This window comes from Pseudomonadota bacterium (assembly GCA_038533575.1).
GTDB lineage: Bacteria > Pseudomonadota > Alphaproteobacteria > Rhodobacterales > Rhodobacteraceae > Shimia_B.
The window spans coordinates 1-16,105 of record JBCAYL010000006.1 but is presented as its reverse complement, the minus strand read 5'-3'; the positions used below and the strand labels follow the sequence as shown (position 1 = coordinate 16,105).

At 67.2% G+C, this 16,105-nt stretch carries 14 protein-coding genes; 9 read left to right on the top strand and 5 right to left on the bottom strand.

Annotated features, from left to right (window positions below; all coding sequences use genetic code 11):
- The coding region (locus tag AAFM92_16670; GenBank protein MEL7302014.1) for a hypothetical protein at positions 1 to 584 on the bottom strand (584 nt) is incomplete at its 3' end.
- 218 nt (positions 585 to 802) lie between these two features.
- On the opposite strand from AAFM92_16670, the gene dnaE reads away from it, so the two are divergent.
- From dnaE to AAFM92_16655, 3 genes are all read left to right on the top strand, one after another.
- The gene (gene dnaE, locus AAFM92_16665; GenBank protein ID MEL7302013.1) at positions 803 to 4,306 is read left to right on the top strand and encodes a DNA polymerase III subunit alpha; all 3,504 of its coding nucleotides are present in this window, start codon (positions 803 to 805) and stop codon (positions 4,304 to 4,306) included.
- A complete protein-coding gene (locus tag AAFM92_16660) occupies positions 4,303 to 4,872 on the top strand; it encodes a hypothetical protein (protein ID MEL7302012.1) in 570 nt (189 codons plus the stop codon). The genes dnaE and AAFM92_16660 overlap by 4 nt, the downstream gene beginning before the upstream one ends.
- Positions 4,873 to 4,936: 64 nt before the next feature.
- On the top strand, positions 4,937 to 6,058 hold the full coding sequence (locus AAFM92_16655) for a sirohydrochlorin chelatase (protein ID MEL7302011.1): 1,122 nt from the start codon (positions 4,937 to 4,939) through the stop codon (positions 6,056 to 6,058).
- Between the two features lie 64 nt (positions 6,059 to 6,122).
- Here the strand turns inward: AAFM92_16655 and AAFM92_16650 are convergent, their stop codons facing one another.
- Positions 6,123 to 6,317 carry a SlyX family protein gene (locus AAFM92_16650; protein MEL7302010.1) on the bottom strand — a complete coding sequence of 65 codons (195 nt, stop codon included), beginning with the start codon at positions 6,315 to 6,317 and terminating at the stop codon, positions 6,123 to 6,125.
- Between the two features lie 78 nt (positions 6,318 to 6,395).
- Between AAFM92_16650 and hisS the strand changes: the two genes are divergently transcribed.
- From hisS to hisG, 3 genes are read left to right on the top strand one after another with little or no spacing between them, the layout of a single operon-like run.
- Complete coding sequence (gene hisS, locus AAFM92_16645) at positions 6,396 to 7,883, top strand: histidine--tRNA ligase (GenBank protein MEL7302009.1); 1,488 nt, start codon at positions 6,396 to 6,398, stop codon at positions 7,881 to 7,883.
- The gene (locus AAFM92_16640) at positions 7,876 to 8,916 is read left to right on the top strand and encodes an ATP phosphoribosyltransferase regulatory subunit (protein MEL7302008.1); all 1,041 of its coding nucleotides are present in this window, start codon (positions 7,876 to 7,878) and stop codon (positions 8,914 to 8,916) included. The genes hisS and AAFM92_16640 overlap by 8 nt, the downstream gene beginning before the upstream one ends.
- Entirely contained in the window at positions 8,913 to 9,599 is a 687-nt protein-coding gene (gene hisG, locus AAFM92_16635) for an ATP phosphoribosyltransferase (GenBank protein MEL7302007.1), read from the top strand. Before AAFM92_16640 ends, hisG begins: the two co-directional genes overlap by 4 nt.
- On the opposite strand, the gene AAFM92_16630 is transcribed toward hisG, so the two are convergent.
- Positions 9,596 to 9,742, bottom strand: a complete 147-nt coding sequence (locus AAFM92_16630; protein ID MEL7302006.1) for a hypothetical protein — start codon at positions 9,740 to 9,742, stop codon at positions 9,596 to 9,598. The genes hisG and AAFM92_16630 overlap by 4 nt on opposite strands.
- 98 nt (positions 9,743 to 9,840) lie before the next feature.
- Positions 9,841 to 10,260, bottom strand: coding sequence for a DUF1489 domain-containing protein (locus AAFM92_16625; protein MEL7302005.1), 420 nt, complete (start codon positions 10,258 to 10,260; stop codon positions 9,841 to 9,843).
- 141 nt (positions 10,261 to 10,401) lie between these two features.
- Between AAFM92_16625 and AAFM92_16620 the strand changes: the two genes are divergently transcribed.
- Positions 10,402 to 12,720 (top strand): adenosylcobalamin-dependent ribonucleoside-diphosphate reductase, encoded by a 2,319-nt coding sequence (locus AAFM92_16620; GenBank protein ID MEL7302004.1) that lies wholly within the window; start codon positions 10,402 to 10,404, stop codon positions 12,718 to 12,720.
- Positions 12,721 to 12,745: 25 nt separating this feature from the next.
- On the opposite strand, the gene AAFM92_16615 is transcribed toward AAFM92_16620, so the two are convergent.
- The gene (locus AAFM92_16615; GenBank protein MEL7302003.1) at positions 12,746 to 13,171 is read right to left on the bottom strand and encodes a GFA family protein; all 426 of its coding nucleotides are present in this window, start codon (positions 13,169 to 13,171) and stop codon (positions 12,746 to 12,748) included.
- Positions 13,172 to 13,257: 86 nt separating this feature from the next.
- Here AAFM92_16615 and AAFM92_16610 point away from each other — a divergent pair, with 86 nt between their 5' ends.
- Entirely contained in the window at positions 13,258 to 14,751 is a 1,494-nt protein-coding gene (locus tag AAFM92_16610) for an AMP-binding protein (GenBank protein ID MEL7302002.1), read from the top strand.
- A gap of 280 nt (positions 14,752 to 15,031) precedes the next feature.
- Positions 15,032 to 16,105 (top strand): Hint domain-containing protein (locus tag AAFM92_16605; GenBank protein MEL7302001.1); only part of this gene is annotated, 1,074 nt, incomplete at its 3' end.

The window sequence follows — 16,105 nt, the reverse complement described above, 5'->3', positions numbered from 1 at the left end:
AGGCCCGGATGGAAAACGCGGCTCAGGCCCGCCACCATGCAAAGCCCGCCACCGCCGCCGAGCACGACATTGCCTGGCATGTTGAGCAGGAGCGCCAGCACCAGGTAGCGGAGCCGCGTGCCCTTGCGCGCCCAGGGGGCCTGTACGGATGCGAGCAGCACTTCGAGCCGTTCCTCTCGTGGGTGGGATCGGATCTCGCGCAGGAACGCCGCCGCGCGGTGCAGTCCCACGCGCTCGAGCGCGCGCGCAGTCACCTCTGGCGGCACGGTGCGGCCAATCGTGTAGCTGATCGTGAGCGAGATGATCGTTGCGAGGTAAACGATCGGCGCGATGGGGGCGCCGAAGGCCGTGAGCAACACCAGGCCGATCTCGGCCCCCGGCAGGAAGGGCGTGGCAAGGATGAGGACGTAGACGAGCACGATGACGAGCAGCGTGCGGAACATGATCCCGTCCTTCTCGGGCATGATTGCCATGTCGAGCGCGTCCCGGATCCAGCTGCCGAGCCAGAGTGCGGCAAGGATCACCGCAACGAAAAGCACTGCCTTGAGCAGGGTCGAGGGACGGGGTGGCGACGTGGCCATCATGGGACATAACCAACTGGCGATGCGGGGCCGCGCCGGAAAACGAAAGTGCGCGGACAGCATCCGATGAAAAGAACGATGGGCCCCTCATCGAGCCCGGGTATGAATACGATCGGGCCCTTTTGAATGAGCCCTTAAATGCCAAAAGCCTACGGTGAGAGGGGCGGGCGGGCTAGCGTTAATTGCTTCTCCCCGGCGCGGACACAACATATGGTACGGCCATGGCCTCAGACCCCCGATTCATCCACCTGCGTGTGCACACGGAATACTCACTTCTCGAGGGGGCGGTACGGCTGAAGAAGCTGCCCGGGATGGCCGCGGCAATGCAGATGCCCGCCATCGCCGTGACCGACACCAACAACATGTTCTGCGCGCTCGAGTTTTCCGAGACCGCTGCGAAGGCAGGCGTGCAGCCCATCATCGGATGCCAGGTCGATGTCACCCATGATCCGGCCCAGCCGGGGGAGCGGCCGCGCCCGCCCGCGCCGGTGGTGCTGCTCGCGCAGTCCGAGGCGGGCTACGAGGCGCTCATGCGACTCAATTCCTGCCTTTACATCGACAAGGGCGGGCAGCTTCCGCAGGTCTCGCTGGAGGAGCTCGCGGAAAACGCGGGCGACGTGATTTGCCTCACGGGCGGGCCAGATGGCCCCGTGGGCCGCTTCCTGCAGGCCGGGCAGCGGCCCAAGGCGCAGGCGCTTATGGAGCGGTTGGCGGCGATCTACGGCGACAGGCTCTATGTCGAGCTGCAGCGCCACCCGGGCGAAGACGGCCAGCCAGAGGCGGAGCGGCTCACCGAGCGCGGGCTGATCGAGATGGCCTACGCGATGGACCTGCCCATCGTGGCCACGAATGACGCCTATTTCCCGAAGCCCGACATGTACGAGGCCCACGATGCGCTGATCTGCATCGCCGAGGGCGCCTATGTGGATCAGCAGGAGCCGCGACGCAGGCTCACCGCACAGCACTACCTCAAGACGCCCGAGGAGATGGCCGCGCTCTTCGCCGATCTGCCCGAGGCGCTCGAAAACACCGTGGAGATCGCCCGTCGCTGCGCCTTCAAGGCCATGAAGCGTGACCCGATCCTGCCGAAGTTCGCCGATGACGAGGTGGCCGAGCTGCGCCGCCTCGCCAATGAGGGGCTGCAGGCGCGCCTTGCAGTCATCCCCCACGCGGTGACGCCCGAGGCCTACCAGGAACGGCTCGACTTCGAGCTCGGCATCATCGAGGGGATGGGCTTTCCGGGCTACTTCCTCATCGTGGCCGACTTCATCCAGTGGTCGAAGGACAAGGGCATTCCCGTGGGCCCCGGGCGCGGCTCGGGCGCGGGCTCGCTCGTGGCCTACGCGCTCACGATCACGGACCTCGACCCGCTCCGCTATGGCCTCCTCTTCGAGCGTTTCCTCAACCCCGAGCGGATCTCGATGCCGGATTTCGACATCGACTTCTGCATGGACCGGCGGGAGGAGGTCATCCGCTACGTCCAGGAGAAATATGGCCGTGACAAGGTAGGCCAGATCATCACCTTCGGCGCTTTGCTCTCCAAGGCCGCCGTGCGGGATGTGGGTCGCGTGTTGCAGATGCCTTACGGGCAGGTGGACCGGCTCTCCAAGATGATCCCCGTCGAGGGTGTGAAGCCCGTCTCCATCGAGAAGGCGCTGGCCGATGAGCCGCGTCTGAGGGAAGAGGCGCGCGCCGAGGAGGTCGTGGACAGGCTCCTGACCTACGGCCAGCAGGTGGAGGGATTGCTGCGGAATGCCTCGACCCACGCCGCCGGTGTCGTGATCGGGGACCGGCCGCTCGATGCCCTCGTGCCGCTCTACCAGGACCCGCGCTCGGACATGCCCGCGACGCAGTTCAACATGAAATGGGTGGAGCAGGCCGGGCTCGTGAAGTTCGACTTCTTGGGTCTGAAGACGCTCACCGTCATCGAAAACGCCGTGAACCTGATCAAGGCCGCCGGGCGGCCCATCCACATCGCGGGCGACGGCACCGAGCTCTACGTGCCAGAGCCCGGGACGGAAAACGAGATCAACGCGATCCCGCTCGATGACGAGGCCTCCTACAAGCTCTACGCGTCCGGCAAGACGGTGGCAGTCTTCCAAGTGGAAAGCTCGGGCATGATCGACGCGCTGAAGCGCATGAAGCCCGACTGCATCGAGGACATCGTGGCCCTCGTGGCGCTCTACCGCCCGGGGCCCATGGAGAACATCCCTAAGTATTGCGAGGTGAAGAACGGGCTCTCTGAGCGCGATTTCCTCCACCCCACCGTCGATCACATCCTCGACGAGACGCAGGGCATCATCGTCTACCAGGAGCAGGTGATGGAGATCGCGCGCCAGATGGCGGGCTACACGCTCGGCGGGGCCGACATGCTGCGCCGGGCGATGGGAAAGAAGATCCAGGAGGCAATGGACGCCGAGAAGCCGAAATTTCTCGCCGGTGCTGCCGAGAACGGCGTCGACAAGGCCAAGGCTGAGGAGACCTGGGCCCTTCTCGACAAGTTTGCCAATTACGGTTTCAACAAGTCCCACGCTGCCGCCTACGCGGTGGTGAGCTACCAGACGGCGTGGCTCAAGGCGAACCACCCGGTGGAGTTCATGGCCGGCGTCATGAACTGCGACATCCACCTCACCGATAAGCTCAGCCTCTATTTCAACGAGGTGAAGAAGACGCTGGCACTGCCCTACACGCCGCCTTGCGTGAACCGGTCTCAAGCGACCTTCGACGTCCGCGACGGCGCGCTCGTCTACGCGCTGGGCGCTCTGAAGAACGTGGGCGTCGATGCCATGCGCCTCGTCGTCGAGGGCCGCGGGGAAAAACCCTTCGCCACGCTCTTCGATTTCGCGCGCCGCGTGGATCTCAAGCGGGTGGGAAAGCGGCCCCTCGAGATGCTGGCCCGCGCCGGAGCCTTCGACGAGCTCGATCCAAACCGGCGCCGCGTCTTCCAGTCGCTCGACGCGCTCATCGCCTACTCGGCGGCGATCCACGATCAGAAGTCCTCCAACCAGGTCTCGCTCTTTGGCGAGGCGGGCGACGATCTGCCAGAGCCGCGCCTCGCTCCCGTGGAGGACTGGCTCCCCGCCGAGCGCCTTGCGGAGGAATTCGCCGCGGTGGGCTTCTACTTCTCGGGTCACCCGCTCGACGATTACATGGCACCGCTGAAGCGCACGGGCGTGCATACACTCGATGACCTCACCGAGGCCGCAGGACGCACGGGCGCCATAGTGGGCAAGCTCGCGGGCACGGTCACCAGCCGACAGGAGCGCAAGAGCGCGCGCGGCAACCGCTTCGCCTTCGTGCAGCTCTCGGACCCCACGGGGAGCTACGAGGTCACCATGTTCTCGGACACGCTCGAGACCGCCCGTGAGCATCTCGAGCCCGGCTCGAAGGTCGTCGTGCAGGTGGAGGCGACGATGGAGGCCGACCAGCTCAAGCTCCTCGGTCGCGCCGTGACCCCGATCGACAGCGCCGTGGCGCAGGTCGGGGCCTCTGGCCTCAAGGTGTTCGTCGAAGAAGAGAGCGCGGTGCCGTCCGTGGCCAGCGTGATCGCCGGCTTGCCCGAGACCGTGCTGAGAGGTGCCAAGGGTCCCCTTCGCTTCTGCCTCATGGATCCGGCCCTGCCGGGAGAGGTGGAGCTCGATTTGGGCGATGGCTTCCCCGTGTCGCCGCAAGTGAAATCGGCGCTGAAGTCGCTGCCCGGGGTGCTCATGGTCGAAGAGCTGTGAGGGCGGCGAGCCTTTTCGCGCTGCTCTTTCTCTCTGCCTGCGGGGCGGGCTTCCCGGGCGGGGGCGGCGGCCCGGCCGTACCCTTTGACGGGGAGGCTCTGGCCTATGGCGATATCGTGGTGGCCTGCGACACGCCGCGCGCCAGCCTCGGCACTCGCGTGGCGCGGTTCCCGGCGCGGGGGCGGGATTACCGGCTCTATGACACCGATCCGTCCACCATCGCCCTGAGGCCCCACTACATCACCGGCTTTCCCGATGGCTGCCCGCGCAAGTTCATGGCCGCCCTCGCGATCTTCGGGGGCGCGACGGCCTACGAGACCACGCGTGTGGTAGACGATCTCAACACCACCAATTTCACCGATACCGACCGCCAGTATCGCGCGATCCGGGCCCGGGTCTGTGGGCGGCCGGTGGGCGAGGCCTGCGCAGCCTCTCGCTTTCGCATCCTGGAGCGGAGCGCGGTCTTCGTGAGCGTCTACGAGCGCTTCGGGACCAACCCCACCTGGGCGGACATGCTGATCTATGAGGGCGTGGTGGTGGCCAAGGACTTCAAAGTCCTCGAATGATTGCGCTGGCGGGCCGGGCGGGCTAGGCGGCGACGCGCAGGCGGGGCGCACAGGAGGAGAGACCATGACGACGGGCATCATGATTTGCGGCCATGGCAGCCGCGCGAAGATCGCGGAAGAGGAGTTCGCGCTCCTCGCCAAGGGGCTGAAGGCGCGATACCCGGAGACGCCTGTGGAATACGGCTTCCTCGAATACTCGGCGCCCAACATTCACATGGGGCTCGACCGGCTGCGCGCGGCTGGCGTGACGCGGATCCTCGCCGTGCCGGGCATGCTCTTTGCCGCAACGCATGCCAAGAACGATATCCCTTCGGTGCTGACGACCTACGCCGAAAAGCACCCCGGCCTCGAGATCAGCTACGGGCGCGAACTCGGCCTCCACCCGCAGATGATCGCCGCCTTCGAGGCGCGCGTGCTCGAGGCGCTCGGTGTGGATCATGTCCATGACGGGGACCTTTACGACACGATGCTCGTCGTCGTGGGGCGCGGGACCTCCGATACGCTGGCCAATGCGGAGGCCGCGCGGCTCTGCCGGATCGTGTCGGAAAACCTGGGCTTCGGCTGGGCCGAGACGGTCTATAGCGGCGTAACCTACCCGTCGGTGGGGCGCGGGCTCGAAATGGCGCTGAAGCTCGGCTTCAAGCGCATCGTCGTGGCGCCCTATTTCCTTTTCTCCGGGCGCCTCATCGACCGGATCTACGGCTACGTGGATCGCGTGGCAGCCGGGGCGCCAGGCGTGGAGATCCTGAAGGCGCACTACCTCGCCGACCAGGCCCACGTGATCGACACCTTCGTGGAGCGGATCAAGGAGGCCGAAACGGGCGAGATGGCCGATGACCGCGATCTCATGGCGTCCTTCAAGGCGCGCTTGGCGCGCGGCGAGGTGGACGTGCATCACCACCATGCTGAATACCGCGATCCCGATGACGACGAGGCGGGTGGCCCCGATCATGATCACGACCATGCGCATGATCATGGCCATTCGCATGGCCACGGGCACCATCACCACCATCATGGCCATTCCCACGGCACCTACCGGCACATCGCCCATCCTCACGGGCCGCGCACGATGATCGACGAAGGGGTCTGCTGCTGCTTCATGAGCCAGTTCCCCGATGCGGTGATCGAGGAGGAGAGAAAGGCCCGTGGCACCACCCCCCTGACGGTGGCTGACGTGCATGGGTAACCCCGCGCGCCCAAGACTTTTGTGAAAAGTCTTGGCAAAAGTCTTCGCAAGACTTTTTGCGTGCTCAGTAGTGAGGAGGGCGCTCGTCGCCGAAGACAGCGCCGCCACCGCCCTCGGCCTCCCGCGCCGCTTCACGTTCCATCAAGAGCGTCACCCGGGCGGTGAGCGTGGCGATCTCGCGATCCTGCCGCGTCACGACGGCGTTGAGGTCATCCACCAGCCGCTCCAGATGGGCGAGTTTTTCTTCGATCGGCTCCATGCCTCCTCATGGCCGCGCCAGAGCCGTTTGCCAAGCCTCGCGCGCGCCGCTACTAGCTCCCTGCGCTGGAGGAGACCCATGGCCAAAGTGAAGAAGACCCCCCGCCCTAAGGCTGTCACGCCCAAGGGATTTCGCGACTATTTCGGGGCCGAGGTGACCGAGCGCGCCGCCATGCTGGAGGCGATCCGCGGGGTCTACCATCTTTATGGTTTCGACGCGCTGGAGACCTCCGCCGTGGAGACGGTGGAGGCGCTGGGCAAGTTTCTTCCCGATGTCGACCGGCCCAACGAGGGCGTCTTCGCCTGGCAGGAGGACGACGAAGCCTGGGTAGCGCTGCGCTATGACATGACCGCCCCGCTCGCGCGGGTCTATGCCCAGCACCGCAACGATCTGCCCACGCCTTACCGCCGGTACGCGATGGGGCCGGTCTGGCGCAACGAGAAGCCGGGGCCGGGGCGGTTCCGGCAGTTTTACCAGTGCGATGCGGATACGGTGGGGACGGCGTCCATGGCCGCCGATGCCGAGATCTGCGCCATGCTCGCCGATACGCTCGAGGCCGTGGGGATTGCCCGCGGGGATTACGTGATCCGGGTGAACAACCGGAAGGTGCTGAACGGCGTGATGGAGGTCGCGGGGCTGGCGGTCGAGGACAAGGGGGCCGAGCGCGGCATCGTGCTTCGCGCCATCGACAAGCTCGACCGGCTGGGGCCGGAGGGCGTGCGCGCACTGCTCGGTGATGGGCGCAAAGATGAGAGTGGGGATTTCACGCAAGGTGCCGGGCTCGGCGATGCGCAGGCTGAGGTCGTCATGGGCTTCATGCAGGCGGGCCGCGACACGGGCCCGGAGACGGTTGCCGCGCTGCGCGGACTGGTCGATGGCTCCGATGTCGGTCTCGAGGGCGTGGCTGAACTCGAAGAGATCGCCGCCCTTTTGACGGCGGGTGGCTACGGGCCAGACCGCATCGTCATCGATCCGTCCGTCGTGCGGGGCCTCGGCTACTACACCGGCCCGGTCTACGAGGCGGAGCTGACCTTCGAAGTCCAGAACGAGAAGGGGCAGACCGTCCAGTTCGGCTCCGTGGCCGGGGGCGGGCGATACGACGATCTCGTCAAGCGCTTCACGGGGCAGGCTGTACCGGCGACCGGGGTCTCCATCGGCGTCGACCGGTTGCTGGCGGCGCTCCGCGCCAAGGGGCGCATCGCGCAAAACGCGGAGGGGCCCGTCGTCGTGACCGTCATGGACCGCGCGCGCATGGCCGACTACCAAGCCATGGTCGCCGAGCTCCGGCAGGCGGGCATCCGGGCGGAGGTCTATCTGGGCAACCCGAAGAACTTCGGCAACCAGATGAAATACGCCGACACGCGCAGGGCGGGCATCGCCGTCATCGCGGGCTCGGACGAGTTCGCGGCGGGCAAGGTGCAGCTCAAGGACCTCATCGCCGGGGCCGAGATCGCCAAGGATGCGAGCCTCGAGGAATGGAAGGCGCGGCCCAGCCAGATCGAAATCGCGCGCGGGGACCTCGTGGCCGAGGTGCAGAAGATGCGAGAGGCCCAGCGAGGTGAGTGAGGCCGTCCGCGCCACGACCGAGGCGCTCCTGCACGGCTTCGAGGCCCTCGGCGCGCAGTGTATCGAGGCGGATATCCTGCAGCCGGCGGACACGCTTCTCGACCTCTACGGCGAGGATATCCGCGCCCGCGCCTACACCACGCAAGACCCGCTCCGGGGCGAGCAGATGCTGCGCCCGGATTTCACCGTGCCTGTCGTGCAGATGCATATGAGCCAGGGAGCGGAGCCCGCGCGCTACACCTATGCCGGGCCGGTCTTCCGCCGGCAGGAGGAGGACACTGGCCGCCCGAGCGAATACCCGCAGGTGGGCTACGAGGTCTTTGACGGGCAGGGGCCCGCGGAGGTTGAGGCAGAGCTTTTCGCGGCCTTCCACGCGGCGCTCGCGGGCTTGCCGCTCCGCGCCGTGATGGGCGACATGGCGATCCTGCGCGCGGCGGTGCAGGGGCTCGAAACCTCCGGCCCCCGCAAGGACGCGCTCATGCGTCATCTCTGGCGCCCGCGTCGCTTCCGCGCGCTGCTCGATCGCTTTTCCGCGGCGCAGCCGGGGCCGAAGACGCCGGAGGCTGGCCCCGAGATTGGGCTGCGTTCCATGGCCGAGGTGATCGAGCGCCGCACGCGGATGGACGAGGACGCCGCCACGCCGCCGCTCGACGCCGGGGCGCGACGCGCGCTCGAGGCCCTCATCGGGATCGCGGGCCCGCTGCCCGAGGCGCTCGACGCGCTTGCCGCCGCGGTCGAGACGATGCCCGCCATCGGCGCGCCGCTCGCGCGGCTCACGGAGCGGATCACGGCGCTGGAGGCCCGAGGCATCGCGCCTGGGGCGCTCGATTTCGAAGTGACCTACGGGCGCACCGCCATGGAATACTATGACGGCTTCGTTTTCGGCTTCACCCACGCGGCGCTGCCGCCGGTGGCGCTGGGCGGGCGCTACGATGCGCTCACGCGCGTGCTGGGCCAGGGCCGCGCCGTGCCCGCCGTGGGCGGCGTGATCCGGCCCGACCTCGTGACACTGCTTCGGGAGGGCCGCGCGTGATCAAGCTTGGCGTGCCCTCGAAAGGCCGGCTCATGGAAGAGACCTTCGCGTGGTTTGCCGCGCGCGGCGTCGTGCTCTCGAAGGCCGGGGGTGACCGCGAATATGTGGGCCGCGTGGAGGGCATCGACGGCCTCGAAATGGTCCTCCTGAGCGCTGGCGAGATCCCGCGGGAGCTCGCTGACGGGCGCATCCATCTCGGTGTCACCGGATCCGACCTCATCCGCGAAAAGCTCGCGGCGTGGGAGACGAAGGTGGCGGAGCTCGCGCCCATGGGCTTTGGCCATGCCGATCTCGTCGTGGCCGTCCCGGCCTTCTGGACCGATTGTACGTTGCTCCACGATCTCGATGCCGTCGCCGCTGCCTTCCGTGCGCGGAACGGTTTCCGGCTGCGCATCGCCACGAAATACCATCGCCTGGTGAGGCAGCATCTGGCGGCCCACGGTGTGGCCGATTACCAGCTCGTCGACAGCCAGGGCGCCACGGAAGGCACGGTCAAGAACGAGACGGCGGAGGCCGTGGCCGATATCACCTCGACAGGCGCGACCCTCACGGCCAACCACTTGCGCGTGCTGGAGGACGGTCTCATTCACCAAAGCCAGGCGACTCTGTTCCAGTCGCTCGGCGCGGAGCTCACGCAGGGCGATGCAGCAGCACTCGAGGCGCTGCGCGCACGGCTCGCCTAGCTGTCGCTGTCCTCGGCGGACGCCTCGTCTTCCACCAAGACGGTGAACTTATCGACGATGTTGATGGAATGGTCGCCCTCGCTGAAGAAGGCGAGGTAGGCGAAGAGCAGGGTCACGACGCCGAGTACGATGCGGATGTCCATTCTTGGGGTCCCTCATGTCCGTTCGATGCCGAGGTAGACCAGTGCATACCACGGGCCAGCCATGATGCCGCCAAGACGATGGACAGAGTGACGCAGCCTCAGAGGACGCCGATTTCGGAGAGCGCGAGCTCGAGGCCGGGCGGCAGCTTTTCACGCGCTTCCGAGGACCGGAGATCGGCGGGCGCGTCCTCCGCCGACAGGTAGCGCCAGCCCTGGAAAGGGCGGCGCTGCGCGGGCGTGGTGCGGACGATCGCGGGGTCGAGCACGATCCCGCAGCGCCGCGTCCCGTCCTGGCCGATCACCTCGTCGAGCCTGAGCACGCGCTGCCGGCAGAGGATCACGCCCTTGATGACCCAGTAGAGCGAGCCGCCCTCGAGGATCTCGGTCTCGCGCTTCGGCCACATGCGGGTGACGTGGCGATGCGTAAGCCCTCGGGAACGGCGCTCGGCCTGCCAGGCCTCCAGATCGGCGATGCTGTCTGCGCCGACGCATAGTTTGACTAGGTTCACGTGTGCCATGGGCCACCAGATGTTGTGCAGATGCCGCGACTTTCTATATATTGCGATTCCCGGCGCAAAGGAAGCTACATCTAGATGTGGTGGCCGGCTATGCTGCAAACACTACCTGACGCACTCACCGCTAGATATTGAGGTTCTGTCATGACCCGCTTCACTGCGCCCGTCGCCGAGCAAATCTGGGATATGAAGTACCGCCTCAAGGATGCGGATGGAACACCGCTTGACGAGACGGTCGACGATACGTGGGCGCGGGTGGCCCGGGCCCTATCAAGTGTCGAAACGGACCCGGACCGTCACGAGGAACAATTCCTTAATGCTCTGGAGGACTTTCGGTTCCTCCCCGCCGGCCGGATCACCGCGGGCGCGGGCACCGGGCGCAAGGTGACGCTCTTCAACTGCTTTGTCATGGGCACCATCCCCGACGACATGGGCGGCATCTTCGACATGCTGAAAGAGGCCGCGCTCACGATGCAGCAGGGCGGCGGGATCGGGTACGATTTCTCCACGATCCGGCCCAAGGGCGCCGCTGTGGCGGGCGTGGCCGCCGATGCCTCCGGCCCGCTCTCCTTCATGGATGTGTGGGATGCGATGTGCCGCACGATCATGTCGGCCGGCTCGCGCCGGGGCGCGATGATGGCGGTGCTGCGCTGCGATCACCCCGATATCGAGGCCTTCATCGAGGCGAAATCCGATGCCGCGCGGCTCCGCATGTTCAACGTCTCGGTGCTCGTCACCGATCCGTTCATGGAGGCGGTGAAAGCCGACAAGCCCTGGGACCTCGTCTTTGACGGCAAGACCTACCGCACGGTGCGGGCGCGCGACCTTTGGGACAAGATCATGCAATCGACGTTCGATTATGCCGAACCGGGTGTGATCTTCATCGACCGCATCAACCGCGCCAACAACCTGAACTACTGCGAGACGATCGCGGCCACGAACCCCTGCGGCGAGCAGCCGCTCCCGCCCTATGGCGCGTGCCTCCTCGGCTCGATCAACCTCGCAAAGCTGGTGCCGGAGCCCTTCTCCGAGGGCGCGGCGCTCGACGAGGGCGCGCTCGATGATCTCGTGACGACCGCGGTGCGGATGATGGACAACGTCGTCGATGCCTCCCGCTTCCCGCTCGAGGCGCAGGCGCGCGAGGCCGAGGCCAAACGCCGGATCGGGCTGGGCGTCACGGGGCTCGCCGATGCGCTCCTCATGGTGGGCTCGCGCTATGGCTCGGAGGAGGCAGCGCGTCTCACCGATCGCTGGCTGGGCCGCATCGCGCGGGCCGCGTACCTGGCCTCGGCGCAGTTGGCGAAAGAGAAGGGGCCGTTCCCGCTCTTTGACCGGGACGCCTATCTCGCCTCGGAGACGATGCAGACCATGCCCGAAGAGGTCCGCGCAGCGGTGGCCGAGCACGGAATCCGCAACGCGCTCGTCACCTCGATCGCGCCCACGGGGACGATCTCGCTCTATGCCGGCAACGTGTCCTCCGGCATCGAGCCGGTCTTCGCCTATGCCTACACGCGCAAAGTCCTGCAGCCCGATGGCTCGAAAACCGAGGAAGAGGTGGTCGACTACGCGGTGCAGATGTGGCGCGAGCTGAGGGGCGACGCGCCGCTGCCCGACTACTTCGTGAACGCGCAGACTCTTGCCCCGCTCGAGCATGTCCGGATGCAGGCGGCGGCGCAGCGCTGGGTGGACAGCTCGATCTCGAAGACGATCAACTGCCCCGCCGACATTTCCTTCGAGGATTTCAAGGATGTCTACATGGCTGCCTGGGATCAGGGCTGTAAGGGCTGCACGACGTATCGACCGAACGATGTGACGGGCTCGGTGCTTTCGGTCTCCGAGGATGCGAAGGCCGAGGCGGAGGTCCCGGCGCAGGGCCGGGACGTGGAGCACGCCACGCAGATCGCCGCGCTCGAGGTGCCGGCGGGGGGCGCAGATATCGTGCACCTGTCCGAGCCGCTCGACCGGCCCGCGGCGCTCGAGGGCTCCACCTACAAGCTCAAATGGCCCGACAGCGAGCACGCACTCTACATCACGATCAATGACATCGTGCTCGGGCGGCAGCGGCGGCCCTTCGAGATCTTCGTGAACTCGAAGAACATGGAGCATTTCGCCTGGACGGTGGCGCTCACGCGGATGATCTCGGCGGTCTTCCGGCGCGGCGGGGATGTGAGCTTCGTCGTCGAGGAGCTGAAGGCCGTGTTCGACCCTCGTGGCGGGGCGTGGATGCAGGGCAAATACGTCCCGTCCATCCTGGCGGCCATCGGCGGCGTGATCGAGCAGCACCTGATCTCCATCGGGTTCATCGCGGGCGAAGGGATGGGCCTGAAGGCCGACCCGCAGGCGGAGGTGCACCAGATGCAGGCGCGCCCGGGCGCGGCGTGCTCGAGCTGCGGCAGCTTCGAGATGCGCATGATCGAGGGCTGCATGACATGTGCGAATTGCGGCTACTCGAAGTGCGGCTAGGGCGGGCGCCCGGCTGACGCCCGGCCTAGGGGTGCCGCGCGCGGAGCTCGGGCGGCGCCTCGTTCAGCGAGCGCGGATATTTCGGCAGGTCGTCCTTGAGCGGGAGCCATGGGAGGCGCGCGGTCCAGAAGACGTGGAACTCCGGCGTGAACTCTGCGGGGTCGTCGAGGGAGGCGGCGTAGAGATGCATGTCGCCTGGATAGTGATCGGCCTCGAAGCCCAGGGGCGTGCCGCAGTCTGCGCAGAAATGGCGCGCGACGCCTGGGGAGCTCTGAAACGTGCGTGGCGCGGCCCCTGTCCAGCGGAAGAGCTCGCGCGGCGCGCCGAGCCAGGCCACCACGGGGGCCGCGCAGTTGCGCCGGCAATCGTCGCAATGGCAGTAGCAGGACCAGACGGGCGCGCCGTCGAATTCCCAGCTCGTGGCACCGCAGAGGCATCGTCCGGTTGTCATGGGTGTTTGGTGGCCGGGGTCACGGCCCCGGTCAAGATTTGAAATGGGTCGCGCGGGCGGCCATGGTGACGCCGGGAGGGCAGGGCATGAATCCAGCGGAATGGCTTGCGCGGACGGCGCTCCGGGCACCGGAGGCTCCGGCGCTTCTCAGCGGGGAGGAGGTGGTGGCCGATTACGCGACCTTCGCGCGGCGCGCCGCGGGCATCGCCGGCGCGCTGCGTGCCCGGGCGATCGGCCCCGGCGCCCGCGTGGCGATCTTCATGACCAACCGCACGGAATATCTCGAGGCCTTCTACGGCATCTGGTGGTCAGGGGCGGCGGCTATCCCCATCAACGGCAAGCTCCATGCCCGGGAGGCGGAATGGATCCTCGGCAATGCCCGCGCGGAACTGGCGATCGTGAGCGCCGATATCGGCGCGGCGCTCGAGACCGACGTGGCGGTGGTGGAGGCCGGGGAGCTTCCGGGCTGGTACGGGCATGCGCCGCTCGACGCGCCCGCGCCCATGGCGGCGGGCGATCTCTGCTGGCTCTTTTACACGTCGGGAACGACGGGGCGGCCCAAGGGCGTGATGATGAGCGCGGGCAATATCGAGGCCATGGCGTTGAGCTATTTCGTCGATGTCGATGACGTGCTGTCCGAGGATGCCGCGCTTTATGCCGCGCCGATGAGCCACGCGGCGGGCATCTATAACTTCATGCATGTGATGCGCGGCGCGCGGCACGTGGTGCCCCGCTCGGGCGGGTTTGATCCCGGCGAGATCCTCGCGCTCGCGCCACGCCTCGGATCGGTGCACATGTTCGCCGCGCCCACGATGGTGCGGCGGCTCGTGGACCATGCGAAGACCACGGGCGCCACGGGGGAGGGGCTCCGGACGATCGTCTATGCAGGCGGGCCCATGTACAATGCCGACATCATCGAGGCGGTTGAGGTGATGGGGCCGCGCTTCGTGCAGGTCTACGGGCAGGGGGAGTGCCCCATGGCGATCACGGCGCTCTCGCGCGCAGACGTGGCCGACCGCGCCCATGGGCGCTGGGCCGCGCGTCTCGGTTCGGTGGGCACAGCGCAATCGGTGGTCGAGGTGCGGATCCTCGGCGAGGACGGGCGCGAGCTGCCCCGCGGCGAGGTGGGCGAGATCGCCGTGGCGGGCACGCCGGTGATGCTGGGCTATTGGGACAACCCCGAGGCCACCGCGAAGACCGTGCGCGATGGATGGCTCTGGACCGGGGACATGGGGCACATGGACGCCGACGGGTATGTGACGCTCGTGGATCGCTTGAAGGACCTGATCATCTCAGGAGGCTCGAACGTTTACCCGCGCGAGGTGGAGGAGGTGCTGCTCACGCATCCGGGCGTGCGCGAGGTGGCGGTCGTGGGGCAGCGGGACGCGGAGTGGGGCGAGATCGTGGTGGCCTTCGTGGCCTGCGACGGTGCGCTTGACACGGGCGCCCTCGATGCCCATTGCCGCGCCAACATCGCGCGCTTCAAGGCGCCGAAGGTTTACCGCGAGATCGCGGCGCTGCCGAAGAACAATTACGGCAAGGTGCTGAAGACCGAGCTACGCGCCTTGCTCGAAAGCTAGGCGCCTCTGCATCACGTCGGGCAGGGCCCACCCGCGCGCTGATCGACGGACGGCCCGCCCGCCCACCCCCGCCCGCCGACCAGAGCGCGCGTGGGCCCTGTGCTCCATCCGGATAGCGGGCGCACCATGCGATCCTCCTGCGGCGCCGCTGCACTTTTTACGCGACCGAATCACTTTAGGGATTCCCAGCGCGAATCACCCTGTGCTACGCATCTTCCATAAGGGTGAGAATGCTGTCTCGGCAGCATTGAACAAAAACACTCGGGGCAGGACGTCAGGCATGGAAACGGGCTTTCGAGGCACGTTCGTCATCTCCTGGTCGCAGACGCAAACAGACGGCGAAACCGCCGCGATCCCATCGGCGCTGGCAGCGAGTAAGACCTGGCGCTGGACGGGGGACGTGGTCCGCGTGGACGGGCCGGGCGCGATACTGCGGCTAGACGGGGCAAACGGAGACGCTGAGCTGCGCAGGCGAGCGGCGGAGAGAGTCCGCAGGCTTGTCGGCGCAGCTCGCGCAAACACGGCAGATCTCGAGGATGTCGATCTCGCGGACTTCGCGCCGCTCCGGGACGACTGCTTTGTCGTCACGGATGGACGCGCGGCCTACGTCGTGACGCTTGTGGACGTGCCGGGCGCGCGCCCGCTTGCGATGTTCGTGGACGACGTACCACCTGCCGATATCGACCTTTGGATCGTGGCGGCGCGCATCGCGCCGGCGCTCGACCGCACGGTGCGCACAGCGCCCGAGGCGGGGCGCATGATCTGTTTTACGCCCGGGACCCAGATCAGGCTGGGCGATGGGGCGGCCGACGTGGCCGCGCTGAAGCCCGGCGACAAGGTCCAGACCAAGGATAACGGCCTCCAGGAGGTGCTCTGGGTGGGGTCGCGCCGCATAACAGGCGCGCGGCTCCATGTCATGCCGGAGCTTGCGCCGGTACGGCTCCGGTCGGCGGCGCTGGGCTCCGGGCGGCCCGATGCCGAGCTTGTCGTCTCACCGGAGCATCGGATGCTCGTGAAGGGCGCGCAGGCACGGGCGCTCTTCAATTCCGAGGAGGTGCTCGTGAGCGCGCGCGATCTCGCGGACGGGCAGGGCGTGTGGATCGACCGGCTGGTGCGCGAGGTGACCTATGTGCACGTGCTTTTCGAGCGACACGAGATTGTCTTTGCCAACGGTCTCGAAACCGAGAGCTTTCACCCCGCCCAGGCGGCGCTGACGGAGGCGCAGGCCGAGGCGGTGCGCAGCTTCTCCACCCTGGAAGAGGCGGCGCGGCGTGTCTTGAGCGCGCGCGATCTCGCGGACGGGCAGGGCGTGTGGATCGACCGGCTGGTGCGCGAGGTGACCTATGTGCACGTG